The 26,211-nt window shown below is 63.5% G+C and carries 24 protein-coding genes; 16 read left to right on the top strand and 8 right to left on the bottom strand.

Annotation, left to right across the window (positions count from 1 at the left end; genetic code table 11):
• Positions 1-2 precede the first annotated feature (2 nt).
• Positions 3-350 carry a metallopeptidase family protein gene (locus HMPREF2656_RS01865; protein ID WP_070422663.1) on the top strand — a complete coding sequence of 116 codons (348 nt, stop codon included), beginning with the start codon at positions 3-5 and terminating at the stop codon, positions 348-350.
• Here the strand turns inward: HMPREF2656_RS01865 and pheA are convergent.
• Positions 347-1,171, bottom strand: a complete 825-nt coding sequence (pheA, locus tag HMPREF2656_RS01860) for a prephenate dehydratase (protein WP_070815693.1) — start codon at positions 1,169-1,171, stop codon at positions 347-349. The two genes, HMPREF2656_RS01865 and pheA, sit on opposite strands and share 4 nt — an antisense overlap.
• Positions 1,168-2,094 (bottom strand): DUF2891 family protein, encoded by a 927-nt coding sequence (locus HMPREF2656_RS01855; protein ID WP_070815692.1) that lies wholly within the window; start codon positions 2,092-2,094, stop codon positions 1,168-1,170. The genes pheA and HMPREF2656_RS01855 overlap by 4 nt, the downstream gene beginning before the upstream one ends.
• 17 nt (positions 2,095-2,111) lie before the next feature.
• Here HMPREF2656_RS01855 and HMPREF2656_RS01850 point away from each other — a divergent pair, with 17 nt between their 5' ends.
• Complete coding sequence (locus HMPREF2656_RS01850) at positions 2,112-2,819, top strand: CPBP family intramembrane glutamic endopeptidase (protein WP_070815691.1); 708 nt, start codon at positions 2,112-2,114, stop codon at positions 2,817-2,819.
• Positions 2,820-2,850: 31 nt separating this feature from the next.
• The gene (locus HMPREF2656_RS12390; protein WP_083319398.1) at positions 2,851-4,179 is read left to right on the top strand and encodes an LCP family protein; all 1,329 of its coding nucleotides are present in this window, start codon (positions 2,851-2,853) and stop codon (positions 4,177-4,179) included.
• Between the two features lie 331 nt (positions 4,180-4,510).
• Here the strand turns inward: HMPREF2656_RS12390 and HMPREF2656_RS01840 are convergent, their stop codons facing one another.
• Positions 4,511-6,097, bottom strand: coding sequence for an alanine/glycine:cation symporter family protein (locus HMPREF2656_RS01840; RefSeq protein ID WP_070453343.1), 1,587 nt, complete (start codon positions 6,095-6,097; stop codon positions 4,511-4,513).
• A gap of 187 nt (positions 6,098-6,284) precedes the next feature.
• Here HMPREF2656_RS01840 and HMPREF2656_RS01835 point away from each other — a divergent pair, with 187 nt between their 5' ends.
• Complete coding sequence (locus HMPREF2656_RS01835; protein ID WP_246825069.1) at positions 6,285-7,727, top strand: YjiH family protein; 1,443 nt, start codon at positions 6,285-6,287, stop codon at positions 7,725-7,727.
• 11 nt (positions 7,728-7,738) lie between these two features.
• On the opposite strand, the gene hutG is transcribed toward HMPREF2656_RS01835, so the two are convergent.
• Positions 7,739-8,692, bottom strand: a complete 954-nt coding sequence (gene hutG / locus HMPREF2656_RS01830) for a formimidoylglutamase (RefSeq protein WP_070815690.1) — start codon at positions 8,690-8,692, stop codon at positions 7,739-7,741.
• A 37-nt stretch (positions 8,693-8,729) separates the two neighbouring features.
• On the opposite strand from hutG, the gene HMPREF2656_RS01825 reads away from it, so the two are divergent.
• The 7 genes from HMPREF2656_RS01825 (at position 8,730) to hutI (ending at position 18,100) form a co-directional block, all read left to right on the top strand.
• Positions 8,730-9,464 carry an IclR family transcriptional regulator gene (locus HMPREF2656_RS01825; protein ID WP_070815689.1) on the top strand — a complete coding sequence of 245 codons (735 nt, stop codon included), beginning with the start codon at positions 8,730-8,732 and terminating at the stop codon, positions 9,462-9,464.
• Between the two features lie 32 nt (positions 9,465-9,496).
• Positions 9,497-11,044, top strand: a complete 1,548-nt coding sequence (gene hutH, locus HMPREF2656_RS01820) for a histidine ammonia-lyase (RefSeq protein WP_070815688.1) — start codon at positions 9,497-9,499, stop codon at positions 11,042-11,044.
• A gap of 177 nt (positions 11,045-11,221) precedes the next feature.
• Positions 11,222-12,388 carry an acyl-CoA dehydrogenase family protein gene (locus tag HMPREF2656_RS01815; protein WP_070422648.1) on the top strand — a complete coding sequence of 389 codons (1,167 nt, stop codon included), beginning with the start codon at positions 11,222-11,224 and terminating at the stop codon, positions 12,386-12,388.
• Between the two features lie 20 nt (positions 12,389-12,408).
• Positions 12,409-13,545: a CaiB/BaiF CoA transferase family protein gene (locus HMPREF2656_RS01810; RefSeq protein ID WP_070815687.1), complete on the top strand. Its 1,137-nt coding sequence runs from the start codon at positions 12,409-12,411 to the stop codon at positions 13,543-13,545.
• 21 nt (positions 13,546-13,566) lie between these two features.
• Positions 13,567-14,964, top strand: coding sequence for a YjiH family protein (locus tag HMPREF2656_RS01805; RefSeq protein WP_141760970.1), 1,398 nt, complete (start codon positions 13,567-13,569; stop codon positions 14,962-14,964).
• 158 nt (positions 14,965-15,122) lie between these two features.
• Positions 15,123-16,814, top strand: a complete 1,692-nt coding sequence (gene hutU, locus HMPREF2656_RS01800) for a urocanate hydratase (protein ID WP_083279459.1) — start codon at positions 15,123-15,125, stop codon at positions 16,812-16,814.
• Positions 16,815-16,906: 92 nt separating this feature from the next.
• Positions 16,907-18,100: an imidazolonepropionase gene (hutI, locus tag HMPREF2656_RS01795; protein ID WP_070771305.1), complete on the top strand. Its 1,194-nt coding sequence runs from the start codon at positions 16,907-16,909 to the stop codon at positions 18,098-18,100.
• Here hutI and HMPREF2656_RS01790 read toward each other — a convergent pair whose 3' ends face one another.
• Both HMPREF2656_RS01790 and HMPREF2656_RS01785 read right to left on the bottom strand, forming a co-directional pair.
• Complete coding sequence (locus tag HMPREF2656_RS01790; protein ID WP_070815749.1) at positions 18,101-19,024, bottom strand: DUF5926 family protein; 924 nt, start codon at positions 19,022-19,024, stop codon at positions 18,101-18,103. It abuts the gene before it with no gap.
• 43 nt (positions 19,025-19,067) lie between these two features.
• Positions 19,068-19,823, bottom strand: a complete 756-nt coding sequence (locus HMPREF2656_RS01785; protein WP_070815686.1) for a glycerophosphodiester phosphodiesterase family protein — start codon at positions 19,821-19,823, stop codon at positions 19,068-19,070.
• 64 nt (positions 19,824-19,887) lie between these two features.
• Between HMPREF2656_RS01785 and HMPREF2656_RS01780 the strand changes: the two genes are divergently transcribed.
• On the top strand, positions 19,888-21,801 hold the full coding sequence (locus HMPREF2656_RS01780) for an alpha/beta-hydrolase family protein (protein WP_246825067.1): 1,914 nt from the start codon (positions 19,888-19,890) through the stop codon (positions 21,799-21,801).
• Here HMPREF2656_RS01780 and msrA read toward each other — a convergent pair.
• Positions 21,798-22,439 carry a peptide-methionine (S)-S-oxide reductase MsrA gene (msrA, locus tag HMPREF2656_RS01775; protein WP_070453367.1) on the bottom strand — a complete coding sequence of 214 codons (642 nt, stop codon included), beginning with the start codon at positions 22,437-22,439 and terminating at the stop codon, positions 21,798-21,800. The two genes, HMPREF2656_RS01780 and msrA, sit on opposite strands and share 4 nt — an antisense overlap.
• 89 nt (positions 22,440-22,528) lie before the next feature.
• Here msrA and HMPREF2656_RS01770 point away from each other — a divergent pair, with 89 nt between their 5' ends.
• The 3 genes from HMPREF2656_RS01770 to HMPREF2656_RS01760 all read left to right on the top strand — a co-directional run bounded on the left by HMPREF2656_RS01770 (position 22,529) and on the right by HMPREF2656_RS01760 (position 25,491).
• Complete coding sequence (locus HMPREF2656_RS01770) at positions 22,529-23,131, top strand: superoxide dismutase (RefSeq protein WP_070453370.1); 603 nt, start codon at positions 22,529-22,531, stop codon at positions 23,129-23,131.
• Positions 23,132-23,369: 238 nt separating this feature from the next.
• Positions 23,370-24,500 carry an MFS transporter gene (locus HMPREF2656_RS01765; protein WP_083319397.1) on the top strand — a complete coding sequence of 377 codons (1,131 nt, stop codon included), beginning with the start codon at positions 23,370-23,372 and terminating at the stop codon, positions 24,498-24,500.
• Positions 24,501-24,696: 196 nt separating this feature from the next.
• Positions 24,697-25,491, top strand: coding sequence for a pentapeptide repeat-containing protein (locus HMPREF2656_RS01760; protein WP_168167516.1), 795 nt, complete (start codon positions 24,697-24,699; stop codon positions 25,489-25,491).
• Here HMPREF2656_RS01760 and HMPREF2656_RS13400 read toward each other — a convergent pair.
• A complete protein-coding gene (locus HMPREF2656_RS13400) occupies positions 25,472-25,717 on the bottom strand; it encodes a relaxase domain-containing protein (RefSeq protein WP_246825066.1) in 246 nt (81 codons plus the stop codon). The genes HMPREF2656_RS01760 and HMPREF2656_RS13400 overlap by 20 nt on opposite strands.
• Positions 25,718-25,906: 189 nt before the next feature.
• On the opposite strand from HMPREF2656_RS13400, the gene HMPREF2656_RS01755 reads away from it, so the two are divergent.
• On the top strand, positions 25,907-26,134 hold the full coding sequence (locus HMPREF2656_RS01755; protein ID WP_070815683.1) for a hypothetical protein: 228 nt from the start codon (positions 25,907-25,909) through the stop codon (positions 26,132-26,134).
• Positions 26,135-26,211 lie beyond the last annotated feature (77 nt).

Here is a 26,211-nt window from a genome sequence, read left to right as displayed (position 1 = left end):
TGATGGCCCCGGTCAGCGACGAACTGTTCGAGGAGATGATCAACGACGCGTTGGACACCATCCCGGACCGCTTCGCCGAACACATGCAGAACATGGTGATCTTGGCCCGCGACTTCAACCCCGACGACCCAACACTGCTCGGGCTTTTCGAGGGCGTGCCGCTGACCGAGCAGCACTCCAACCACTCCGGGTTCCTTCCCGATGCGGTGTTCATCTACAAAAACGCACTCGAAGCCATCTGCACTGACGAGGAGCAGTTGCGCCACGAGGTGAAGGTGACCGTCCTGCACGAGGTCGGCCACTACTTCGGGTTAGAGGAGCACGAGCTGCACGCCCTCGGCTGGGGTTAGGCCTTCGGCCAGCTTCCGAGCATGCGTATCTGCGTCGCCTGCTCCCCCACGGCGGCAATCGCCTGGGCGATGGGGTCGTCGTCAATGTGGCCCACCAGGTCGACGAAGAAGCTGTACGTGTTGGGTTCCTTGCGGGTCGGGCGCGACTCGATGCGCGACATGTCCACCCCGCGCACCGCGAATTCCTGCAGCGCGCCGACCAGGGTGCCGGGTTTGTTGGGGGTGCGGAAGACGATGGCGGTGCGGTCGTTGCCTGTTGCGGCCGGTACCTTGCCTTGCTTACCGACGAGCACAAACCGCGTCCGCGCCGTCTCCATATCCGCCACCCCACGAGCGTGGACGTCCAGGCCGAACAGGTCCGCGGCGCGCTCGGGCGCGGCCGCCACGTCCGCCTCGCCGTCCGCGACCATCTTCGCCGCGGCCGCGTTCGAGGACGCCGGGACGAACTCCACGCCCGGCGCGTGCTCACCAACCCAGCGTTTGACCTGGCTGTACGCCACCGGATGGGTGGCCAAGCGGCGGGCGCTGCCCAGTGTTTCGCCCGCGCGTGTCATGATGGCGAACGCGATGGACAGTTCCGTCTCGGCGTAGATCTGCACGCCGGGGGTGTCGACGAGCGCGTCGGCGGTGGTGGTCACCGCACCGTCGACGGAGTTCTCAATCGCGCACACCGCCCAATCAGCCTTGCCTTCCGCGACCGCTTTGAGCGCCGCCGCAGGCGAGTCAACCGGGACGAACTCGGCTTGGCCTGTGGAGTCGAAGCGGCGCGCCGCCTCCTCGGTGAAGGTGCCCTCGGGTCCGAGATACGCAATTCGTGTCATTTCTTCTCCTGTGCTGTTTCTTCAGCGAGTAGCGCGTAGGTGATCAGCCAGTGTGTGGCCATGAAGTTGGTGCCGGTGAGGTGGGGCACGGTGGTGTCGATAAGCATCTGCGTGCCCTCTGGCTTACCGATGGCCCGCAGCAACCACGCCCGCGTCAGCATTAGCCCGAGCAGATGGGCCTGCTGGCCGTCCTCGGGGTCGTTGACCTGGAGCGGGGTGGCGTAGAACTCCAGCGCACCCGGAGTGAAGAAGCAGTCTAGCCAGGCGGGGAAATCCTCGCCGAGTACGCGCTGCATCAGGGCTGCCTGCGCCAGCCCGTTGGGGACGAAGTCGTGGCCGGACAGTTCCCAGGTGTGTGGGTAGGCGTGGTCGTTGTGGAACCAGGCGCGGGCGGTGTCGTCGCAAAGCAAGCGGAGCTTGTGGAGGCCGAGTGTGTCGGCGGCGTCGACGATCAGCAGCAGCGCGAGCGCGGAGTTGCTGTGCACGCCGTGGCGCACCGGCAACTGCTGCGTGCCCAGCCACGCGGTGATGTTCCCCTCGAGTTGGCTGGCCAGCGGCGCCATCGCGGCCTCCCACGGGGTGCCACGCGTGACCTTGCACAACTGCAGCGCCCACGCCCAGCCATACGGCCGCTCGTACAGCGGGTGCTCGCGCAGGTAGACCGCCTCGGCGGCGATGTTGTCGGCGGTCAGGCGCTGGTTGAGCAGGTCGGTGAGCGAGGGGTCGTCGACTAGCTTGTGCAACTTCACCCCGCTGGCCAGCATGTGCACGCACGAATGCCAGTCGAAAGACCCCCAAAACGCCGGGTGCAGGCGGCGCGGGGTGACATCCGTGTCGGCCGGCCCGAGGCTCGCGTGGTGCATCGCCGCCGGATACTCCCGGCCGACGACCTCGACGACAGTGCGCGCCCACATTTCGTGCATGGCGCTAAAGTTACCGCATGCAACGGCGCCTGAAGATAGAGATCCTGCTGGTCCTCGCCGTCACATTCGGCACCGCGGGCCTGCGCGCAGCCCTGCGCCTGATCGACTCGCTGCTCAAAGCCCCGCTCAACCAACAAACCACCACAATTTACGACGCCACCTCCACCATCCCGTGGCTCGACCTCGCCCTCCAGGCATGCTCGGCGCTGACCCTGTTCGCGTGGGGTGGGCTCGCATGGTTTCTTCTCGACGACCGAGCGCAACCACCCCGCCTACCCCGCCTCCCCGACCTCGCCCGCGGTGTCGGATTCGCCGCCCTGATCGGCCTGCCCGGGCTCGCGTTTTACGTCGCCGCCGTACACCTCGGCCTGTCCAAAGTTGTCGTACCGACCACCGAAGCCGTGCAGGTCCCGACCTCCCTGCTGTGGTCGCTCGCCAACGGCTTCGGCGAAGAAGTCGTCGTGGTGATGTACCTCGTCACCCGCCTGCGCCAACTCGGCTGGAAGCCCTGGCAGTTCATCGCCGCCTCAGCCGTACTGCGCGGATCCTACCACCTGTATCAGGGCATCTCGGCGGGGCTGGGCAACATCGTCATGGGCGTGGTGTTCGCCTGGTACTTCCACAAAACGGGGCGCATCTGGCCGCTGATCATCGCCCACTTCCTCATCGACGCCGTGGCGTTTATCGCCTACCCGCTCCTCGACCTGTCGTGGCTCGGAATCTAACCACACGCGTCACACTGGTTACACTGTTTTTATGTCAACGACGCCCCACTCCAACGACCCCCGCGACAACGCGGGCGAGTTCGTCCTGGGCAAAGACGGAAAACCCATCGTCGACCGCTACGGCCGGCCCGTCCGCCGCCGGCCCTCACAGACCGCACGGCCTGCGGATTCCCATACGGAGCGGCCCGCACGTTCCGCCGAGCGACCCCCGCGCCGCGACGAGTGGCGCCGGGAAGAACGCCGCGTCGAACCCGGCCACACCGTGTTCGAGCCACGCCCCGCCTACGAGCCACGCCGCGCGCCCCAGTACCCTCCGCGCGAGCCTGCCCGTCCGGCGCAGTACCGGCCCGGACAGCGCCCAGCGCAGGGCCAGTACAGGCCCGCGCAGCGTCAGGCACCCCGTGATGAACGGCCGATGCCGCTGCAGGTGTCGAAGAGGCGGCAGGGGTCGGCGGGGCGTCGTCGTCAAGCAAAACGCCCTGGATGCGGCAGCATCATCGCCCTCATCATCGTGATCGCGCTCGCGTCCGTCCTCCTTACCGACGCCCGCCTCAACCGCGTCGCCGCACTCCCCGACGAACAAATCGGCAATACAGCCGGCACCAACTGGCTCCTCGTCGGTTCCGACTCACGCACGGGCCTGAGCGAACGCGACGTCGAACGGCTCGGCACCGGCGGCGACATCGGCTCCACACGCACCGACACCATTATGCTGCTCCACCTGCCCCTACGCGGCAAAGCAACCCTGATGTCCATCCCGCGCGACTCCTACCTGCCAGTACCCGGATACGGCTACGACAAAATCAACGCCGCGTTCGCCCTCGGCGGCCCCGAACTCCTCGTGCAGACCGTCGAGCAAAACACCGGGCTACACATCGACCGCTACGCCGAAATCGGCATGGGCGGCATCGCCGGCGTTGTCGACGCCGTCGGAGGCGTGGAAATCTGCGTTGCCGAACCTATCGACGACCCCCTCGCCAACCTGTTCGTCGAGCCCGGCTGCCAAAAGATGGACGGCCCCACCGCACTCGGCTACGTACGCACCCGCGCTACCGCCCAAGGCGACCTCGACCGCGTCGTCCGCCAACGCGAATTCCTCAGCGCATTGACCTCACGAGTGTTCTCACCTGCGGTGTTCCTCAACCCGTTCCGTGTTGGACGCCTGCTATGGGTCGCGCCAACCCTGCTCACCGTCGGTTCCGGCGACCACGTTTGGAACCTCGCCCGCATCGCCTTCGCTATGCGCGGCGGCCTTGACACCGAGACCGTGCCCATCGGCGGCTTCGCCGACACCGAAGTGGGCAACGTGGTGCTTTGGGACGACGAGGCAGCCGAAGCCCTGTTCGCCCGGCTGCGGTAGCGGCTGGTTGGCGGCCGGTTGGCGGGTGGGCCGGCTGCGCCTCCTTTCCCCCGCCCCCGCCCCTCCCACACATGGTGAGAACACAACGGTGAAGACGCGTAAAAACTCGCAAGCTCTCCGTTGCGTTCTCACCATCTGTGGCGGTGGGGTCGGTGGGGGGCGTCGCAAAGCTAAACGGCGCCTCCTACACGGTGCATTTCGTCGAAGATCAGCGAAATGAGCTGTGTTGGATGTACCGTTTGGGGCCAGCACCCAACCGAACCACCCCGCCACGCACGAAAAAGCCGGCCGCCGGGCGCAAACCCGGGGACCGGCTTAGAGCAGTAAGCGCTTACTGCTCGTCTGGTCGCACGACCGTCGAGCCAGAGCCAGCACCACCAGAGGTGACTACCTTGCCCTCAACGCCGGGCCACTTGCCAGCGGCGATGAGCTCGTTCTTGCGCTCAACCCAGAAGTCGGCGTTCTTGATGCCGAGGGCCTCGGGGTCGAAGTGCGGATCGATACCGGCCTTCTTCTGGCGGCGGTAGTCCCACAGACACTTGAGGGCCGGGACCTGCAGGAAGAGGATGGCGACGATGTTGAGCCATGCGGTTGCGCCCACGCCGATGTCGCCGAGTGCCCACGCGTTGCCCGGGGTAGTGGTTGCGCCGATGAACACGGCAGCGATGATCAGGACGCGTAGGCCCCAGATGATGGCCTTGCGGGCGCCTTCGTTCTTTACCCAGCGGTTGAGGTAGACGGAGTTGGTTTCTGCCATGTAGTAGTACGCCAGCACGGTGGTGAAGGCGAAGAACATGATGGCCAGCGCGATGAAGGATGGGCCGAGGCCGGCGGAGAAGGAGTTCAGGCCTTCTTGGACGAAGCCGGGGCCGACGGGCACGCCGTCGGGAAGCGAGCCGTCGTAGACTACGGCGCCGTCTTCGGACTGGCCTTCGAACACCTTGTACATGTCGGTGGAGATGATGATGAAGGCGGTTGCGGAGCAGACGAAGAGGGTGTCGATGTAGACGGCGAATGCCTGGACGAAGCCCTGCTTGGCCGGGTGGGAGACTTCGGCGGCTGCTGCGGACTGCGGGCCGGTGCCTTGGCCTGCTTCGTTGGAGTAGATGCCGCGTTTGACGCCCCACATGATGGCTGCGCCGAGCATGCCGGAGAATGCTGCTTCCTTGTCAAAGGCGGAGCGGAAGATGATGCCGAAGACTTCGGGGATGTCGGAGGCGTTGGCGAAGAGGACGACGATGGCGATGATGATGTAGATGGCGGCCATGAACGGGACGACCATGGATGCGAAGTTCGCGATGCGCTTCACGCCGCCGATGATGATGAAGGCGAGGAGGATCGCCATGACGGCTGCGGAGATCTTGACGTCGATGCCCCATGCGTTGTCCACGGCTGCGGCTACGCCGTTGGCCTGGATGCCGGGGAGGAAGTAGGAGGTTGCCAGCAGCATGCAGATTGCGAAGATGATGGCGTAGACCAGCATGAATGGTGCGGCGGTGGTGTGCTTGTAGGCCTTTTCGATGTAGTAGGCCGGGCCACCACGGTATTCGCCGGTGTCGCGGTCGGTTTCCTTGTAGATCTGGGCGAGGCAGCACTCGATGAACGAGGTTGCGGAGCCGAGTAGGGCGACGAGCCACATCCAGAAGACTGCGCCGGGGCCACCGAAGGCGATGGCGGTGGCGACGCCGGCGATGTTGCCGACGCCGACACGGCCGGCCAGGGAGATCATCAGGGATTGGAACGAGGAGATGCCTTCCTCGGACTTTTCGCCGGATTTCAGTTGGCGGATCATGTCGGGCAGGCAACGGATCTGCAGGAACAGGGTGACGAGTGTGAAGTATGCGCCTGCGCCGAGGCACAGGAATACCAACCAGTTGGACCAAATGAGGCCATTGAGGGTGTCGATGAACCCTTCCATGGCGCCCTCCTTTTGTTTGTGTGCTGGGGTTTTCTTGAACGTCGTTTCAAGTAACTAGAGAATCTAGACCATCACTTTGTGCTGTGTGTCACTTTTTGTGTAAAAATTATTCTTCGGCACCAAAAATATTCGGCCCCACTTGTTGGGCAGACGTTGCGGACGCCGCTGCAGTATTGAAAGGATGTTTATGGAACCCGCTGGTAAGCGCACGAATCGTATGCGTAGGTATTCGCCTGCTTGGCCAGTAAAGGACTTGCCCGCAAGTTCGCATGTGCTTGTCGACGACTCCACGTCCCCGGCTGATACCAATCCCGACGCCACCCCCGATGCGGATGTGAAAGCGAAGGCGGTGTGGCGTTTCTTTGTGTACAGCGCCATCGGCATCTTTGCGTTCTTCGTGCCGTTTTCGGTAAATGGTTCGAAGTCGACGATCCTGCTGGATCACATCGTCACGTGGATCACGACGACGCTCGGCGAGGGCACGCGTTTCCTAGCGTTGGCGGCGATCATTGCTGGCACGATCTACCAGTTCGTCTCCGGCCGCTGGAAAGAGGACTACGCACGCATGGCGTTTGCGGCGCTGTCCGTTTTGGCGATTGTGCTGTGCGCGATGTTGACGTTTGGGTTCGGCCCGGAGTGGCTGTTCAACCCTGATATTGGCCCGTTCATCCTGGATAAGTTGGTGATCTCGGTCGGCCTGCTGATTCCGGTCGGCGCGATCTTCTTGGGTTTGCTGGTGGGCTTTGGCCTGATGGAGTTCATTGGCGTGATGGTGCAGCCGATCATGCGCCCGGTGTTTCGCACTCCGGGCAAGTCTGCGGTGGATGCGGTGGCGTCATTCCTTGGTTCCTACTCGCTGGGCCTGTTGATTACGAACCGTATGTATAAGAACGGCAGCTATAACGGGCGTGAGGCGTCGATTGTTGCTGCAGGTTTTTCTACGGTGTCGGCCACGTTTATGGTGATCGTCGCTAAGACGCTCGACATCATGGAGCACTGGATCGCGTACTTCTTTATCGCCTTCATCATCACGTTTATCGTGACGGCGATTACGGTGCGCATCCCTCCGATTTCGCGCATTCCGGAGGATTATTACCCGGGGGCGACGCCGCATCCGGAGAAGGAGATCACCGGTAACCGTTTCAAGGCGGCATGGCGTGAGGCGAAGATTGAGCTCAACCGTGCGGATTCGTTGGGCAAGGTGTTGTGGTCGAACTTCCGCGACGGTTTGGTCATGGCGGTGCAGGTCACGCCGGGCATCATGTCGGTTGGCGTGATTGGCCTGGTGCTGGCGACGTACACCCCGGTGTTCAAGGCCGTTGGCGTGGTGTTCTATCCGGTGGTGTGGTTGCTGCGCCTGCCGGATCCGTGGGCAACGTCGGGTGCGCTGGCGACGGGCTTGGCGGAGATGTTCCTGCCGGCCACGTTGACGGCGGGTTCGGATGACATGGTGTTGAAGTTCACCATTGCTGTGGTGTGCGTGAGCCAGATTTTCTTCTTCTCGGCGATGGTGCCGGCGGTGTTGGCGACGGACATTCCGCTGAACATCGTGAAGATGGTCATCATTTGGTTCATCCGCGTGGTGCTCACCGTGATCATTACGGTGCCCGTCGCCTACCTGCTGTTCTAAGGGGCGTTTGCTTAGCGACGACGCCCTGCCGTCGCCGTTACCGCATCGTCGATAAGCCGTGCTGCGGCTTTGGCGGTGCGGTTATCTACGTCGAAATCGGGGTTGAGTTCGACAACATCCAGCAGCGCGACGCGGCCGGTGGCGGCGACGGCGGAGACCATGGCGCGCAGTTTCGCGTAGTCCACGCCGAAGCCTGCGGGGGCGGACACGCCCGGCGCGACAGCGGCGGGAAGCACGTCGAGGTCGATGGAGAGGTGGATCGGCAGGTCGCCGTCGACGGCGGCGAGGGCGCGGTAGACGGCTTCGCGCATCGACATTTCGGCCAGTTCGGTGTCTAGCACCGTGGTCACGCCGAGGTCGTCGGCGGTGTCGAAGAGCACCTTGGTGTTGTTGGGCTGGGAGATGCCGAAGACGGAGTAGTCGAAGTCGCTGCCCGCTAGGTCGGCGATCTGGCGGAAGGGGGTGCCGGAGGTGGGTCGGCTGGCGGTGCGCAGGTCGAAGTGGGCGTCGAAGTTGATGATGTGCATCGGGCCGATGGCCTCGTAGGCACCGCGGTGGGTGGCAAAGGAGGTTTCGTGTCCGCCGCCAAGCACGACGGTCATGCCGTCTGCGCCTTGCGCGGTGACGAGGTCATACACCTTGTCGGAAAGGGTCCGTTGCGCGGTTTCGAGGTCGTCGTTTTGGGTGGTGACGGTGCCGGCGTCGATAAGCGTGCGCTCGTCGTGAATAGCGAGGGAGCCGAGTGCGGCGCGCAACGCGTCGGGGCCCTGGGCGGCGCCTTGGCGGCCGCCGTTGCGCTCAACGCCTTCGTCGGAGGCAAAGCCGATGAGGTGCACGGCACCTTCCTGTGGTTCGGCGCTGGTGGAGATCACGCTGTGCCAGCGGGCATGCTCGGCGCCGGGGCCGTCGTCGCGGCCGGCCCAATCGGTTGCAGGGGCGAAAAGTGGTGCTGTGACTGTGTTCATGCCACACGAGCCTAGCGTCGGGGCATACTGAGAGGCGATGAATAAACCCCAGGTTCCTGCTGCGCACAATGTGCTGCGCATCCTGTCGCTGCTGTCCACCACAGATGCGCCGATTTCTGCGACCCGTATCCAACGCGAGTTGGAGCTGCCCCGTTCGACGACGTACCACCTGCTGCGCGAGCTGGAGGATTCCGGGTTTGTGGTGCATCTGAAAAACCCGGGCACCTACGGGTTGGGACTGGCGGCGTACCGGATGTCGCAGGCGTACACCACGCAGCAGCCGTTGGTGCGACTCGCGGCGAAGCCTCTGGCGCGTATTGCTGCGCTTGCTGGGGGTTCGGCGCACCTGACGCGTCTCGCCGGTTCGGAGATTGTGTATCTGCACGAGGTGCGTTCGCCGGGGGCGGTGTCGTTGGTGACGGAGGTTGGTGTGCGCCTGCCGGCGTTGGCTACGGCGTCGGGGCGCATCATGCTTGCGTATTTGCCGGATGCGGAGTTGCGCGCGGTGTTCACGTCGTCTGGCGAGCGCCGTAGGTACAGCGAGGTCAAAGCGCAGCTTATCGACGTCCGCGAGCACGGCTGGGAAAGCGAATGCGAGGAAGTCTCGCGCGGGCAGGAGTCCGTGGCGGTTGCGGTGTTGGACCATCTGGAGCGACCGGCGGCGGCGCTTGCGGCGACGTTCCCGGTGGGAAGCACCGATAAGCAGGCACTTTTGGGGGCTTTGGAGGATGCCTCGGCACGCTTGCGCACGCAGTTTTTTGGTAATCGTTGAGCACTACACCGGTGTGATCTAGCATCGCACGCATGACAACTATTACCCCCGTCACAGTAGGCATCGGCGCGCTGTCCGTTGAGGACGTCGTCGCCGTCGCGCGCTACGGCGCAAACGTTGAGATCGATCCGGCGGCGCTCGAGGAAATCGCCGCTACCCGTGAGCGCATCGAGGAGCTCGCTGCGGATCCGACCCCGGTCTACGGCGTCTCCACTGGCTTTGGCGCCCTGGCCACGAAGCACATCCCGGAAGATATGCGCGCGCAGCTGCAGGTATCGCTGGTGCGCTCCCACGCCGCGGGCTCCGGCCCGGAGGTGGAAGAAGAGGTCATTCGCGCGCTGATGCTGCTGCGCCTGTCCACGCTGTGCACGGGCCGCACGGGTGTGCGCCCGGTGGTGGCGGAGACCTACGCCGCCGCGCTGAACGCTGGGATCACGCCGGTGGTGCGCGAGTACGGTTCACTGGGTTGCTCCGGCGACTTGGCGCCGCTGGCCCACTGCGCCTTGGCCCTGCTGGGCGAGGGTGAGGTCCGCGTCAAGGGTGGTGAGATCATCCCGGCCGCTGACGCCCTGTCCCAGGCGGACATCGAGCCGCTGGTCCTGCGCGAAAAGGAAGGCTTGGCGCTGATCAACGGCACCGATGGCATGCTCGGCATGCTGTGCCTGGCCATCGCGGACCTGCGCGAGGCGGCCAAGGTTTCGGACATCGCAACCGCGATGAGCGTGGAGGGTCTCAACGGCACGCTGTCTGTTTTCGACGACGACCTGCAGCAGCTGCGCCCACACCCGGGCCAGGCGGATGCCGCGTACAACATCCGCACCATTGCGGCAGATTCGCCGATTCTGACAGCTGCGCTCGAGGGCTTCAAGGCTAACGACGTGCAGGATGCGTACTCGATCCGTTGCACCCCGCAGGTCGCCGGCGGTTTCCGCGACACACTGACGTACGTGACCACGGTGGCGGACCGCGAGCTCGCCGCCGCGAACGACAACCCGGTGGTGGCCAAGGACGGCCGTGTCGCCTCGAACGGCAACTTCCATGGCGCACCAGTGGCGTACGTGTTGGACTTTTTGGCGATTGTGGTGGCAGATTTGGCGTCGATTAGCGAGCGCCGCACGGACCGCTTCCTCGACCCGGCGCGCAACCGCGGCCTCAACGCATTCCTCGCGGGCGACCCGGGCGTGGATTCCGGCCACATGATCGCCCAGTACACGCAGGCAGGCATTGTCGGCGAGCTCAAGCGCAACGCGGTGCCGGCGTCTGCGGATTCGATCCCGTCGTCCGCGATGCAGGAGGACCACGTTTCCATGGGCTGGTCGGCGGGCCGCAAGCTGCGCCGCAGCATCGATGGCCTGCAGCGCGTGCTTGCAGTGGAGATCCTCACCGCCGCGCGTGCGCTGGACATGCGCGAGGGTGAGCCGTCCGTCGGCACCGGTGCAGCTCTGGCCACGCTGCGTAAGCATGTGGAGGGCCCGGGCACCGATCGTTTCCTGGCCCCGGAGATTGAGCATTCCGTGCATTTGGTCAAGGGCGGCGATTACGTCACGGCCGTTGAGGCGGTTGTGGGCACGCTTCGCTAAAACGCGCGAGAAAACGGGCAGCGCCGCGGTGTCGGTGCTGCCCGTTTTTCTCTTTCGCAACACCATTGGTCTGTAATCCCAGACAACTCGAGGGGCGGGCCCCTTCCTTACCACGGGAAACTTCATACACTGTCGCCTACATCATTAACCCCCGCAGATTGTGATTGGAGTCTCACCATGGCTGGCCGGTACCCGAATGGCGATTTCTACGACTTTGAAAGCGAACTGTCCACAGAGGAAAAGGACATCCTCTACAACGTCCGCGATTGGGCGAAGGAGAAGGTGCTCCCGATCGCGGTGGACTACTGGAACCGTTCGGAGTTCCCGCACGAGCTGCTGCCGTCGATTGGCGAGCTCAACATCATCAGCCTCGTACGCGGCCAGGGTCGCTCCCGCCTACTCGCAGGCCTCGTCGCGGCGGAGATTCACCGCGCCGACGGTTCCGTGGGCACGTTTTTCTCCGGCCAGGACGGCCTGTTCACCGGCAGCATCGAGCTGCTCGGCTCGGAGGAGCAGAAGGAGCGCTGGCTGCCGGACCTCTACGCCGTGCGCAAGACCGGCGTGCTTGCGATCACGGAGCCGGAGGCTGGCTCCGACGTTGCCCAGGGCATGCGCACCACAGCCACCAAGGTGGATGGCGGCTGGATCCTCAACGGCGCGAAGCGCTGGATCGGCAACGCAACCTTCTCCGACTACGTCGCCGTCTACGCCCGCGACCCGGAGGACGAGCAGGTCAAGGGCTTCATCGTGGACACCACGTCCGAGGGCTACACGGCCACGCTGATGGAAAACCGCATTGCCATCCGCGCGGTGCAAAACGCCGACATCACGCTCGACAACGTGTTTGTTCCGGACAGCGACAAGCTCGAGGGCGCGAACTCGTTCAAGGACATCAACAAGGTGTTCAAGAGTGCACGTTCCACGGTGGGTTGGCAGGCCGTCGGTACGCAGATGGGCGCGCTCGACGTGGCACTCGGCTACGCGGATGAGCGCATCCAGTTTGGCAAGAAGATCTCCTCGTTCCAGCTCAACCAGAACAAGCTGGCCACCATGCAGGGCAACCTCGTTGCCTCCGAGTCGATGATGGCCCAGTTGGCCCGCATGGAGGATCGCGGTTCCGCGAACAACGAGCAGTCCGCGCTGGCCAAGGCGTTCACCTCGAAGCTCATGCGTGAGACGGTCGCGCTCGGCCGCGAGATCCTCGGCGGCAACGGCCTGATCTCGGATTACCGCATGGCGAAGATCTTCAACGACGCCGAGGCCATCTACTCCTACGAGGGCACCTACGACATCAACCAGCTCATCGTCGGTCGTTCCATCACGGGCGAATCGGCCTTCGTCTAGTCCACGCAGGAGGCAACACTATGAATGCACCACTCTCTGGAATCCGCGTCCTCGACCTTTCCCGCGTGCTCGCGGGACCGTTCTGCTCCATGATCTTGGCGGACCTCGGTGCTGAGGTGATCAAGGTGGAGTCGCCGTGGGGTGACGATTCGCGTCAGTTCGGCCCGTTCGTCGACGGCACGTCCGCCTACTATCGCCTGGTCAACCGCTCGAAGATGGGCATCACGCTGGACTTCAAAAACGACGACGATAAGGAAGTGCTGCGTGATCTTGTCCGTCGCGCTGATGTGGTCGTCGAAAATTTCCGCCCTGGTGTGCTTGAGAAGCTCGGCCTTGCGCCGAAGGATTTGCTGGAGATCAACCCGCGCCTCGTGGTCACGAGTATCTCCGGCTTCGGCCAGACGGGCTCGCTTGCCAAGGAACCGGCGTACGACCTGGTTGCGCAGGCGATGAGTGGCCTGATGTCGATTACGGGTTGGCCGAACAGCAAGCCGACGCGCGTGGGCATCTCGCTGGGTGATCTCATCCCGGGCCTCTACGCCGCGATCGGCACGGTTTCGGCGCTCTACCAGCGCGAATCCAGCGGTACCGGCCAGCATTTGGATCTCGCGATGTACGACTCGCTCGTGTCCGTCATGGAGTCCGTGGGCATGCGCGCGCTTTACGACGACACCCCGCCCACCCGCATCGGCAACGACCACGGCCTGTCCGCGCCGTTTTCCACGTATGCGACCAAGGACGGCGACGTAGTCATCGCGATCACCACGAACCGGCTGTTCGAGCGCCTGGCCAACGCGCTGGGCATCCCGGAGATGGCCACCGACCATCGCTTTGCAGAGCCGGTGGCCCGCTCCGACAACCGGGTTGCGCTGCGCGAACTGATCGAAGAAGCGCTGAGCACGAAGACACGCTCGGAGACCATCGCCCTGTTTGAAGAACATGGCGTGCCCACCGCCCGCGTGTACGACCTGGACGAGGCGCTGCGTAGCCCGTTCGCCCAGGAGCGTGGCGTGGTGGTTGAAGAAACGGATGGGTTCCGCACCCTCGCCTCCCCACTCAAACTCGCCGGCATGGAAAAGCCGACGCCGGCGCCGGAGTTGGGGCAAGACAACGAACGTATCCAGTCCTGGTTGAGCGAAGATCCGCGCACCACCTGAGTTCCGTAAAGGAGCAGCACCATGGATAAAACGCAGACCCCACGTCGTGGTGGCAGCACCCGTTGGATTCCGGGCGACAATATTGCCGCCGTCCCGTCCCTTCCGCCCGAGCATGAGGTAGACAGCGCAGAGCCGAAGAACAAGTGGAGGTTTTTCCTCTACAGCGCGATCGGTTCCTTTGCGTTTTTCGTCCCGTTTACTGTCGGGGAGAAGAACACGATTCTGTTGGACCACATTGTGGGCTGGCTCCAGTCCTCACTTGCCGGCGCCCTGCCGTACATCACCCTGGTGATGATCACCGCCGGCGCCGTCTACCAATTCGCCACCGGTAAGTGGCGCGAGGATAAAGCGCGTGCCGTGTTCGCGTTCCTCTCCGCGTTGGCGGTGGTGTTGTGCGCGATGCTCGTGTTCAACTTCGGCCCCGCATTTCTTTTCGACGAACGCCTCGGCCCCTTCATCCTGAACAAACTCGTCATCCCCGTCGGCCTGCTTATCCCAGTGGGTGCCGTATTTTTGGGTTTGCTGGTTGGCTTCGGCCTGATGGAATTCATCGGTGTGATGGTGCAGCGGTTCATGCGGCCGGTGTATCGCACCCCGGGTAAGTCGGCCGTTGACGCAGTGGCGTCGTTTTTGGGGTCATACTCGCTGGGCCTTTTGATTACCAACCGCGTCTACCGCACCGGCGGCTATACGGCGCGCGAAGCGTCGATCATCGCGGCTGGGTTCTCCACCGCATCGGCGACGTTCATGGTGGTTGTGGCGCGAACGCTGGACCTGATGGAGATCTGGGGCGTGTACTTCGCGGTCACCCTCATCGTGTGTTTCCTGGTCACCGTGGTCATCGTCCGCATCCCTCCGCTGAGCACGATCCCGGACGACTACTACCCCGGTGCCACCCCGCAGCCGGAAGAGCGCGTGGAGGGCAACCTGATTGCTGCCGCGTGGAAGGAAGCAAAGGCGTTTTTGGCGCAGGCGGAGTCGCTGCCGAAGACCATTTGGCGCAACTTCAAAGACGGCGTGATCATGACCATCCAGGTCATCCCGGGCATCATGGCTGTTGGCATCATCGGCTTGGCGCTGGCGTTCTACACCCCGGCGTTCAAGATTCTGGGCGCGCTGTTCTATCCGCTCGCGTGGGTGTTCCAGTTGCCGGATCCGTGGCTCGCGTCCGAGGCGTTTGCCATCGGCCTCTCTGAGCTGTTCCTGCCGGCAACGCTGGCGGCTGGCAACGAGTCTGACGTACTGCGCTTCACCGTTGGTGTGGTCTCCATCAGCCAGGTGTTCTTCTTCTCCTCGATGATCCCGGCGGTGCTGGCCACGGACATCCCGTTGAAGATCAGCCACATGGTGATCATCTGGTTCCAGCGCGTGGTGCTGTCCATCATCCTGACGGTGCCGATTGCGTACCTGATCTTCTAACCCCCACTGCCCGGTCTGTCTCGTATCCGAGACAAACCGGGCAAAAACTGTATTCCAGCAACCACATTGCTCCCTTATCCTCAATGTAACGCGGGTTACATTCCTGTCGGATTGTGGTCCTGCATCACGAAACTCAATGAGCCGTAGAAAGGATTCCCATGGCGAAGAACTGGTCCGAAGGTGCACGCGAGGTCCGCTCCCCGCGAGGCACTGAGATCACTGCAAAGTCCTGGCAGACCGAGGCCCCGCTGCGCATGCTGCAGAACAACCTTGACCCCGAGGTTGCGGAGCGCCCCGATGACCTCGTCGTCTACGGCGGCACCGGTCGTGCGGCACGTAGCTGGGAGGCCTTTGACGCGATCGTCGATACGCTGAAGGACCTCGAGTCCGACGAGACGCTGCTGGTCCAGTCGGGCAAGCCGGTCGGCGTATGGAAGACCAACGAGTGGGCGCCGCGCGTGCTCATCGCCAACTCCAACCTGGTGGGCGACTGGGCTAACTGGGAGCATTTCCGCGAGCTCGAGGACGAGGGCCTGATGATGTACGGCCAGATGACGGCCGGTTCCTGGATCTACATCGCAACCCAGGGCATCCTGCAGGGCACCTACGAAACCTTCGCGGCTGTGGCGAAGAAGCGTTTCAACGGCACGCTCGCCGGCACCCTGACCCTGACCGGCGGCTGCGGCGGCATGGGTGGCGCACAGCCACTGTCCGTCACCCTCAACGGTGGCGCCTGCCTCATCGTCGATGTTGACGAGGGCCGCCTGAAGCGCCGCCAGGGCAAGCGCTACCTCGACGAGGTCACCACCGACCTCGAGGAAGCAATCAAGCTGGTCACCGACGCGAAGAACGAGAAGCGCGCCCTGTCCGTGGGCCTCGTCGGCAACGCGTCCGAGGTCTTCCCGGAGATGCTGCGCCGCCACCGCGCTGGCGAGTTCACCGTGGACATCGTCACCGACCAGACCTCCGCACACGACCCGCTGTCCTACCTGCCAAGCGAGATCCCGTTCGCCGACTGGCACACCGAGGCAGACGCCGACCCGACCACCTTTACCAAGAAGGCCCGCGAGGCCATGGCCGCACAGGTCCAGGCAATGGTCGAGTTCCAGGACGAGGGCGCCGAGGTGTTCGACTACGGCAACTCCATCCGCGACGAGGCCCGCAAGGCCGGCTACTCCCGCGCGTTTGAGTTCCCGGGCTTCGTCCCGGCCTACATCCGCCCGCTGTTCTGCGAGGGCCTTGGCCCGTTCCGCTGGGTTGCACTTTCCGGCGACCCGGAGGACATCAAGGTCACCGACCAGGCCATCAAGGAGGCTTTCCCGGACAACGAGCACCTGCACCGCTGGCTCGATGCGGCCGAGGAGTACGTGGAGTTCGAGGGCCTGCCGGCACGTATTTGCTGGCTGGGCTACGGCGAGCGTGCCAAGGCCGGCGTGATCTTCAACAACCTGGTCAAGGAAGGCAAGGTCAAGGCACCGATCGTCATCGGTCGCGACCACCTCGACTCCGGCTCCGTGGCGTCTCCGTACCGCGAGACCGAGTCCATGCTCGACGGCACCGACGCTGTGGCTGACTGGCCGCTGCTCAACGCCATGACCGCTGTGTCCGGCGGTGCGACCTGGGTGTCCATCCACCACGGTGGCGGCGTGGGCATGGGTCGTTCCATCCACACCGGCCAGGTCACGGTGGCTGACGGCACCGAGCTCGCCGAGGCGAAGCTCAAGGCTGTGCTCACCAACGACCCGGGTATGGGCGTCATCCGCCACGTGGATGCCGGTTACTCCCGCGCCAACGAGGTCGCGCAGGAGCGCGGCGTGCGCATCCCGATGAAGTTCCAGGCACGCGACTAATCCCGCGCCGGCGAGCGCTGACGTTTCCCTCACGGGCGCGTCAGCGTTTTTGGTTACCCTGGGCCCCACGAGCCCTCCGAAGAAAGGCATCCATGAGCACCTTTATTACTGGCATTTCCGAGCTGCGCACGGTCTCCGAGCTGGGCACCATTAAGAACGCAGCATTGCTTATCGACGACGGCGTGATCGCCTGGGTCGGCCCCGCCGACGAAGCCCCCGCGGAAGCAGCAAACGCCGCGGAGACCGTCGATGTTGGCGGGCGCGCAGTCCTGCCCGGCTGGGTAGATTCCCACTCCCACATGGTTTTCGACGGCAACCGCGCCGAAGAGTTCGAGGCTCGCATGGCCGGCGAGTCCTACGCCGCCGGCGGCATCGCCGTGACCATGGAGGCAACCCGCTCCGCAGGCGAGGAGCGCCTGGATAAGTTGGTGGCGGAGCGCGTCGCCGCAGGCCATGCAGGCGGCACCACCACCTTTGAGACCAAGACCGGCTACGGCCTAAACGTCGAGTCCGAGGCGGAGGCGGCTCGCGTTGCTGCCCGCCACGTGGATGAGGTGACGTTCCTCGGCGCACACCTGGTCCCGCCAGGGGCGGACGCTGACGAATACATCGACGAGGTCGTCGGCCCGATGCTGGATGCGGTGAAGGACCACGTGCAGTGGATCGACGTGTTCTGCGAGCGCGGAGCGTTTAACGAGGAGCAGTCCCGCCGCGTCCTCGAGGCCGGCAAAAAGGTTGGCCTGGGTGTGCGCGTGCACGGCAACCAGCTTGGGCAGGGCCCGGGCGTGAAGCTTGCGGTGGAGATGGGCGCGGCCAGCGTGGACCACGTCAACTACCTCTCTGATGAGGACTTCGAGCTGCTGGCCGGTTCGGACACCGTAGCCACGCTGCTGCCTGCCTGCGATCTGTCCACCCGCGAGGATCTTGCACCGGGGCGCAAACTTATCGACGCCGGCGCCACCGTCGCCATCGCATCCAACCTCAACCCCGGTACGTCGTTTACGTCCTCGATGAACTTCTGCGTGACCACCGCGGTGCTGCAGCAGTACCTCACGCTCGACGAGGCGATCGAGGCTGCCACCACCGGCGGTGCGAAGGCGCTGCGCCGTCACAACGTCGGCGACGGCAAGGACCCGCAGGGCCGCCCGGCCAAGGGCACGCTGGTGCCCGGCGCGGCAGCTGACCTGCACATCCTGGATGCGGAAAACGCCATCAACCTGGCCTACCGCCCAGGTATGCCGATGACGTGGCAGACCTGGGTGGCAGGCAAGAAGGTCTACGGCTAGCTAGATAGTCACCTGACGGGACTTAATATTGTCCAGTTGTTTGCGCTCGTCTGCAGATAATGCAGCGTCGTTGGCGTACTCGGTGGTGATCTTCTTGTCCAGATCTGCCAGCGCTGCCTCGTACGAGTCGGCCGCCACGGCCGGGTCGAGGTCGAACACCGGCACAACCAGGCCGTGGGTACGGAACGCGCCGGCGAACTTGGTGCCCTCGCCCAGGTTCAGCTCGCCACGGGCAGCGATGCGTGCCAGTGCGGACAGCATCTGTGCCTCGTTATCTTCGGTGCGCACCCAGCGGATGTGTGCCTTGCCGCCGCCCGGGTTGACCCACCAGATCGCGCCCGGCAGGTTCTCGCTGATCTTCTCAGACGGCAGGACGGCGTCGTTGGCCTGGCGCAGCGCCTGCTGGATCTGCGGCGGGACCGAAGCCCCCTCCGGGAACCACCAGGAGAAGTCCTGGTAGGTGGTGATGTCCAGGGTGGCGTCGTCGCTAAGAAGCTCCGACAGCTCTGGCTGGGAACCGTCAGCGACGGTGGACTGCAGCGTCTCGCCCGGCTTCGCATTCACTACCCAGTTCAGGGCGTACGCGAGGTCGCGGCCCGGGTTCTGGGAGTGGGAGGTGACCTGAAGCGCGACGAAACGCTCGCCGCCCTGGTCCTCCTCGCGCACGAGCGCGGCACCGGCGCCCGGCAGGACGGTCACGATGTTGACCGGGGTGCCCTTCACATCCACCGTGGTCACGGCAGAGGGGACGAACTCCTGCAGCGCTACCAGGTCGGCTTCTGCTGCCAGACCGCCGTACGGACGGGGGTCCTTCTGGAACTTCTCGCGCTCAGCGGCGCGGGCTGCGAGTTTTGCCTCGCGGCGCGACATGCCCTCGGGCAGGTCTGCGCGGTTCTTCTTTTTCTTCGGTTTGCGTTGCACCATGCGCGCAATCGTACCGGCGTGCACGACACCGGCGGGCAACAAGCTAGTCAGACACAACAGCGGTGTGGTTGCCAAAGATCTCCAGGGCAAGATCGGGAAGGTCCGTTGCCATCACATCCACGCCCTTGTCAGCGCACCACTGCATACCGCGAGGCGTGTTTACGGTCCAGGTGTACGTCTTCAAACCGCGGTATCCCAGCAGTTCCGTGCGCAGCTGCAGGTGCTGCAGCGCGGGGCCCACGCCGTACGGGCGGGAGAACATGCGGTTCTTCTTGTTCCACTTCATCTCGCGCACGCGGAACAGGTAGAAGGTTTCCAGTTCGGGTGCCATGTCGGTGAAGTAGCGCACCGCGCGGTGGGAGAAGGACGCGAGGTGGATGTTCGGGGAGTCGTCGAGACGCGCGTACCTGAGCATGCGGAAGGTCTGCTCGTCCACCTCAGGCCCGTGCGGGGTGGGGTGTTTGGTCTCGATGTAGATGTGTTTGTCGGGGTAGTCCTGCATGAGTTCAAGCAGTTCTTCCAGCAGCATAATCCGCTGCGGGTCCTCTTTGGTGCCCACGTTCAGTTCACGCAGGTCGTTGTAGTCGTTGAAGTCGATGCGCCCACGCACGCCCGCAGTGCGGATCAGGGTGGGGTCGTGGAAGACGACAACTCGCCCGTCGCGGGTGAGCCGTACATCGCATTCGATGCCGTGGATGGGAAGTTCGAGCGCCTTTTCAAACGCGCGTTGTGTGAGTTCTGGGTAGGATCCGGAAAATCCCCGGTGGGCGACGATTTTTGGTGTGGTGTTGTGGCTCACGGCCCACAGGCTACTCGCCCTTGTGCCCGCCCGCGAGCGTAAGAAGTTTGGGACAATAGCGAGCGTGCTTATCGACGACACCCGCAACGCCATCCGCAACATCACCGCAAAACTGCCCAACGCGGTATGGCGTGCGCGCCAACGGTTCTCGTTCAGCCGCGACGGTTGGCTGGCGGTACCGATCGGCGCGGTGCAGGTATTGGGGGATCTCTCCCCTGCGATCCGCCTGTTGGGCCCGCACCGTCTGCCGCCGGCGTTTCGCTCTGGCCTGGTCGGCGCGGAGGTGGCCACGTGGGGTGCGGTGTCTCCGTCGTTGCTGCCACACAACTGGTGGGCGACCGCGGCGAACGTGGCGGTACTCCAGGGCATCGGCCACGGGGTTGCGACGGGCCTTGCGCGCGCGTTCGGGCCGACGACCCCACCAACCGGGACTGGACGTTTGCCCCGCCCAGCGCGTGTTGCGATGACCGCGACCACGGTTGCGGTGTTCGCCACCTCGATCCGCCGGCGCATACGGCTGAAGCGCCTGGTGCAAAGCGACGACACGTTCCGGGCTTCTGACCTGGCGGGTGGCGTGATGCTGGGCACGCTCGGATACGGCACGGTGTTGCTGGTCGGCGACGGCATCCAGTCCTTCATCGATGCACTCAACGAGCTGCTGGGCAAGAAGTTGCCGCCGGTGGCGTCGTGGCCGATCGCCATCGTGGGCGGCGGTGTGCTGCTGGTGTTAGTGAGCGACCGGGTGGTGCTGCGTCGGTTCCTCTCCAATGCGAGCCGGCGTGCCTTTGAGCTGGACCGTGAGTACATGCGTGGCGCGGTGCAGCCGCATCGCCCACAGCGTTCGGGTTCGCCGGAGTCTTCGGTGGATTGGAACCTCATGGGCCGCCAGGGCCGCGCGGTGGTTTCCGGCGGCCCGCGCAAAGAGGACATCGAGCGTGTCCTTGATCGGGAGGCACGGGAGCCGATCCGTGTCTTCGTCGGCCTGGATCTGGAGCGTGAGCAGGACGAGCCGGACTTTGAGCAGATGGCGCGCCTGGCCATTAAGGAGATGCATCGCACCGGCGCGTTTGAGCGCTCCCACATCGCGGTGATGTCGGCAGCCGGCACGGGCTGGATCAACGACTTCCACACGTCAGGGTTCGAGTTTGTCACCGGCGGCGATAGTGCGATCGTCGCTATGCAGTACTCGTATCTGCCCTCGGCGTATTCGTACCTTGCGGACCGCACGAACCCGGTGCGCTCCTCGCGCATGTTGATCGAGTACATCCTGCGCGAACTGGAAAACATCCCAGAATCCTCCCGCCCGAAACTCTTCGTCGGCGGCGAATCGCTCGGCGCCTACGGGGTTTCCGACGCGTTCGAGTCCATCGACGAACTCTTCGAGCTCACCTCTGGCGCCGTGTTCACCGGCACGCCCGGCTTCGCCCGCAACCACAGCGAGCTAACTAAGCAGCGCCAAAAAGGTTCTCCGGAGCGCCTTCCGCTTATCGACGACGGCCTCCACGTCCGCTTCACCGCCCACCCCGACCACCTCAACCACGACTTCCAAGGCGACGCCTACACGCAGAAGTGGGAGGCCCCGCGCGTCGTGTTCGCCCAACACGCCTCTGACCCGGTGGTGTGGTGGGACCACAGCCTGGCGTGGCGCCGACCGGACTGGCTGAAGGAGCCGGGCTCGCGCGGGGTTCCGGCACCGAAGGCGCAGCACCTGGATGCGCTGCACACGATGCGGTGGATGCCGTTGGTCACCTACTGGCAGATTGCCATCGACCAGTTGTCCTCCAAGGACTACCCGTCACCCCACGGGCACAACTACCACGAGGAAACCGTGGCGTATTGGAACGGCGTCATCCACGGCGAAGACTCAGGGGTGGCGCTTTCCAAGGACGAGATCGAGCGCGTGGCCGCCTGGATCCACAACGACGCCACCAAACTGCGCCGCCCCGTCGGAGGGTTTCCCTCCAAGCACGGCTACTAGATACCGCAGGCCACCCCGGTGGAGTGGTGCGGGCAGTAGCCGTTGGGCACCTTGTGCAGGTACTGCTGGTGCTCCTCCTCAGCGAGGTAATACGGCGCGCCGGCGCGCACTTCGGTGGTGATGTCGCCGTAGCCAGCGCTGTTCAGGTCCGCCTCGTACTGGCGGATCCACTCACGGATCTGCTCGGCCTCTTCCTCGGTGTCGGTGTAGAAGGCGGAGCGGTACTGGGTGCCCACGTCGTTGCCCTGACGGTAACCCTGGGTGGGGTCGTGCGCCTCGAGTGCAGTCTTAACGATCTCCTTCAGCGAGATCACCTCCGGGTCGTAGACCACCTCCACCAACTCCACGTGGTTGGTCTGGCCGGAGCAGACCTCGCGGTAGGTGGGGTTCGGGGTAATGCCGCCGCCGTAGCCGACCGAGGTCGATTCAACACCGTCGAGCTGCCAGAACATCTTCTCCGCACCCCAGAAGCAGCCAATCCCGATGAGGATGCGCTTCTGCCCCTCACGCCACGGGCCGGTAATCGGGGTGGTCAGCACGGCGTGCGGGCGGGGGTTGGCAAGGACGGGTTCGGGGCGGCCGGGGAGGGCCGTGGTGTCGTCGACAAGCTTTGGCTCAGGTGCGAAAAGAAATCCCATATCTGCTGTAACGAGTTTGGGCACAACACTGTTCCCAAGTTTTCTCTACGATGGTTGCCGTACACGAAATCAAACGAAAGGAAACCATCATGGCTGTTTACGAGCTTCCTGATCTCCCGTACGCATACGACGCACTTGAGCCGCACATCTCCGCAGAGATTATGCAGCTGCACCATGACAAGCACCACGCTAACTACGTCAACGGCGCAAACACTGCACTCGAGGCTCTTGAGGCAGAGCGCAACGGCGACGCAAACGGCGACAAGATTCGCGCACTGACCAAGAACCTTGCGTTCAACCTCGGTGGCCACACGAACCACTCCATCTTCTGGAAGAACATGGCACCGAACGCTGGTGGCAACCCGACCGGCGCAATCGCCGAGGCTATCGACCGCGACTTCGGCTCCTTCGAGGGCTTTAAGAAGCAGTTCGCTGCCGTGGCTAACGGCCTGCAGGGCTCCGGCTGGGCAGTGCTTGGTTACGACCACATCGCTGGCCGTCTGATCATCCAGCAGATGACCGACCAGCAGGGCAACATCTCCGTGGACTTCACCCCGGTCCTGATGCTCGATATGTGGGAGCACGCTTTCTACCTGCAGTACAAGAACGTCAAGGCTGACTACGTCGAGGCTTGGTGGAACGTTGTCAACTGGGACGACGTCAACGAGCGCTACGCAAAGGCTTCTGCATAAACCTGCAGCGACCTAGCTAATACAAGCGCCCGCCACTTCCTTTCGGAGGTGGCGGGCGCTTGTTGTTTTCCCTGTGATACGTCGAGTCCGCATGAACTCAAGAAGCAGTCTAAGTTAGGGTCGCCTTAACTGCAAGTATTTTCGCAAAGTTTTTGTTGCGTAATTCCCCCGCGAGAAGTTTCGTAACATAGGCAGGGTGAGAAAAGGCAGTCCTGAATACCGCAAAGCCACGCTGGCAATGCTGGCGTTCGGCCTCGCCATCTTCAACACCCTCTACGCAACCCAGGCCCTGCTGCCCACGCTCACCACCGAGTTGGACATCACGCCCTCCACCGCCGCACTGACGGTCTCCGCCGCCACCGGCGCCCTTGCGCTGTGCGTGGTGCCGGCGTCGATCCTGTCGGAAAAGTACGGGCGCGGACGCGTCCTGGTCATCTCCGCACTGGCCGCCACCGGTATCGGGTTGCTCCTGCCCATCGCCCAAAACGCCGAGCAACTCATCGCCATGCGTGCCCTCCAGGGTGCGATGATCGCCGGCACCCCGGCGGTGGCCATGGCGTGGTTGTCCGAAGAACTCGACCACCGGGACTTACCCGGCGCGATGGGGCTCTACATCGCCGGCAACAGCATCGGTGGGCTCACCGGACGTCTCATCCCGGCAGGCCTTTTGGAGGTCACCTCCTGGCGGTGGGCGCTGCTCGGCAGCGGGTTGGTTGCCTTCCTCCTGGCGGTGGTGGCGGTGTGGCTGCTTCCGGAGCAGCGCAATTTCGTACCGAAGCTCTCCATCCGCCCAAGCGCGGAACTGCGCGCCATGGCCCGCCACCTTCGCAACCCCCGCCTGCTGGTGCTCTACGCCACCGCCTTCGTGGCCATGGGCGTGTTCGTCTCCATGTACAACTTCTTCGGCTTCCGCGCGGTGCTGGACTTCGGTCTGCCCGCCGCCCTGTCCGGCCTGGTGTACGTGGTGTACCTCTCCGGCACCTGGTCGAGCGCACGTGCCGGTGTGCTGCTGAAGCGTCATGGTCACGGGGTTGTGGTGCTGGCGTCGTCGATACTCATGCTCCTCGGCGCGCTCGCCGCAGCCAGCGGATCACTCTGGGTCACACTCCTTGGCCTGTTGGTGTTCACTGCCAGCTTCTTCGCACTGCACTCCACGGCGTCCGGCTGGGTGGGGCTCATCGCTGAGCGCGACCGCGCGGAGGCCTCCAGCATGTACGTGTTCTGCTACTACATGGGCTCATCCATCCTGGGCGCGGCCACCGGGCGTGCGTACGAGGCGTTGCCGTGGGCAGGCTTCGTCGGTGTGCTCGCCGGGCTGCTCGGTGTGCTCGCTGTGGTGTCCGCGGCGCTGTGGAAGGCCGAGCGGTAGCAGAGTAACGTGGGGGCAGCCGTAGAAGCAGGGATGCCGCAACGCCGAAAATCCCATTTATCTGACGACGATTTTCCGTCCACCCGCAATGAATAACTAGATTATGCAATTAGATACAAGTCGACAGCTTGATGAGCGGTTCTTCCATTCTTGCCAAGGGCTCAAATCAAGGTCATCATTCGTACGTCTAGCGTCAGTGTTTGATTTGCTTCATATCGCTGATGAATGGGCAGCGCTGGACCCCAGCTCTGTTACGGGTCGGTTACAGGAGATCGTTGACGTTCTGATCTCTTTCATTCACTCAGGCGATCCTCAACAACAGCGCCAGGATCCGACTTTGCGCGCCCGCATCGCCGCTTTCGAGGGTCTTTCCGCAAGGTTGAGCGCCCCGTTGCAGGGCGAACAGGCTGGCATACCCACACCTGCGAGTTGGGATGAGTTTTCCCCCAACTACAGCTGGGCATCGCTGGCCCCCGGGTCGGGGGTGCGAAATGCGCAAGTTCGGGTGAATTTCTCGGATATCAACCTGAGGGGTGTGAGGGTGCGCGGCGCCCGACTATCGGGGTTGATGTGGCAGGGTGCGTGCCTGGACTACGCGGAATTTAACAACTGCGTGTTGGACGAGGGGAATTTCAATGGTGCGTACCTCGATTCGACGACGTTCAGTGGGAGTGTGAAATGGTGCACTTTTTCCCATGCACACGTCAACGCGTTGATCGTTCAACAAGCCGATATGCGTGGTTCGGACTTCACGATGTGCGACTTGAGCATGTCCCTTTTCGAGGATTCAAAATTAGAGGAGTGCGATTTTCGAGGCGCGATTCTTGTCGCAGCGAATTTAAACGGGTGTAGTTGCGACGCGAACACTTTTGATGGAGCAACGATTGACGAGCGAACGGTGTTTCCCGATGGGTCCAGTCTGCAGGAAGTGGGCAAAGCAGAAATCTGCGAGAGGTGGCCCGGCATCATAATTAAGGAGAGTGTCTTTTAACAACGCTCCGGCCCTTGGACCGACGACGTCGCGGGACTTGACCCTTCTCGATTTCATTTGCTCGAGTAGAAAACGCCTTGAGCATCTTCGTATCGTCAAGGCCTGCAATCTCAGCACAACCATTCGTCACGTCAGCCCACGCAACACCGAACTGCTTCGCAAGCGTTTCACGCAGCGTCGCTTGATAGATCGTTCCTGCCGCGCGCGCCTCGTGATACAGGCTCACTCCACCAAGTGTTCACCACTTTCCATCGGCACACAGTTGCTTATTTGCCAATAGTGTTGCGCGGGGGTATCTAGTAACACCGTGGTGACTATCGGGTAACGCAATGGTGAGTATCGAGTAACGCTTTGGGAGAAGATTCTTCTGACCGCGTGGCAAAAGAACACGCGGCATCATCAGAGGAGTCTGATCGTGACTGATTACCGGGCCGTGATGGACCTTGTCTTACAAGGCTGGTCCGCCAAATCTGCTCGACACTGCGGGTCAACGATTGTCACCTCTCAGTTCACGCCCGATGAGCGGTACAAGTCCATCCCGGATGCCGTCATCGCCGAGTCGATGCTGAATCGGCTTGTCGTTGGCGCTGAGATCATCATGCTGGACGGACCGAACATGCGCCTAGAAGCCAATACGAAGTAGCGGATCATGGTCTATGCCCGGGTGTTACTCGATACTCACCCGCGCGTTACTGGATACTCACCACAGCGTTACTAAAT

This window comes from Corynebacterium sp. HMSC034B08 (genome assembly GCF_001835805.1).
GTDB classification, from domain to species: Bacteria; Actinomycetota; Actinomycetes; order Mycobacteriales; family Mycobacteriaceae; genus Corynebacterium; species Corynebacterium coyleae.
The sequence above is the reverse complement of the archived record's forward strand: the minus strand, read 5'-3'. Positions and strand labels throughout refer to the sequence as shown.